Origin of the sequence: Nocardia sp. NPDC004168 (genome assembly GCF_040610355.1) — a bacterium.
Classification (GTDB): Bacteria; Actinomycetota; Actinomycetes; order Mycobacteriales; family Mycobacteriaceae; genus Nocardia; species Nocardia sichangensis.
This window is the reverse complement of the sequence record NZ_JBEXME010000112.1, coordinates 1-1,173: the sequence shown is the minus strand read 5'-3', so window position 1 is coordinate 1,173 and position 1,173 is coordinate 1. Positions and strand designations below refer to the sequence as shown.

Annotated in this window: 1 protein-coding gene; it reads right to left on the bottom strand. The window is 63.9% G+C overall.

Annotated features, from left to right (window positions below; genetic code table 11):
* Window positions 1-1,161: condensation domain-containing protein (locus ABZW96_RS37655; RefSeq protein WP_355081662.1), on the bottom strand; the 1,161-nt coding region annotated here is incomplete at its 3' end.
* Between the last annotated feature and the right edge of the window lie 12 nt (window positions 1,162-1,173).

Here is a 1,173-nt window from a genome sequence, read left to right as displayed (position 1 = left end):
GCGGTCTTTGTCGGTGATGGGTGGGGTGGTGGTGGGTGGGGTGTTGTCGATGGTGAGCCAGTTGATGGTGTGGGGGAGGTGTGGGTGTGTGGGGGTGGTGGTGAGGCCGATGGTGGTGTGGGAGTTGGTGGTGATGTGGGTGATTCGTTGGGTGGGGTGTGTGGGGTCGATGGGTAGGAAGGCGGCGCCGGTTTTGGTGATGGCCCAGATGGCGATGATGGTTTCGGGGGAGCGGGGGATGGCGATGGCGACGATGTCTTCGGGGCCGATGTGGTGGTGGAGGAGTTGGTGGGCGAGGTGGTTGGAGCGTTGGTCGAGTTCTTGGTAGGTGATGTGGTGGTTGTTGTGGATGATGGCGGTGTTGTGGGGGTGGTTGTGGGCGGTGGTGGTGAGGAGGTCGGGCAGGGTGGTCGGTGGTGTGGGTGGTGGTCCGGTGCGGGTGAGGAGGTCGGTTTTTTCGGTGGGGTCGAGGATGTCGATGGTGGCGATGGGTTGGGTGGGGTTGGTGGTGATGGCGTGCAGGATGTGGAGCCATCGGTGGGTGAGGGTGTCGATGGTGGTGGGGTTGTAGAGGTCGGTGGCGTAGGTGATGGTGGCGGTCATCTCGCCGTTGTGGTTGTCGGTGAGGATGATTTGTAGGTCGAATCGTGCTGTGGGGGTGGGTGGTTCGGTGGGGGTGATGTCGAGGTGGGGGAGGTGGAGGTGGGGTTGGTCGAGGTTTTGGAAGGCGAGCAGTGTTTGGAAGAGGGGGTGGTGGGAGCGGGTGCGGTGGGGGGTGAGGTGGTCGACGAGTTGTTCGAAGGGGATGTCGGCGTGTTGGAAGGCTTGCAGGTCGGTGTTTCTGGTGCGGGTGAGTAGGTCGGTGAAGGGTTCGTGGGGGTTGATGTGGGTGCGTAGGACGAGGGTGTTGACGAACATGCCGATGAGGTCGTCGAGGGCGGGGTCGCCGCGTCCGGCGATGGGGGTGCCGATGGGGATGTCGGTGCTGTTGCTGAGGCGGGCGAGTAGGACTGCGAGGGTGGCGTGGATGACCATGAACACCGAGCAGTCGTGCTGGCGTGCGAGGGTGTGTAGTGCGGTGATGAGTTCGGTGTCGAGGGTGTAGGTGGTGGTGGCGCCGTGGTGGGAGGCCACTGCGGGGCGGGGGCGATCCACCGGCAACGACAACTCCTC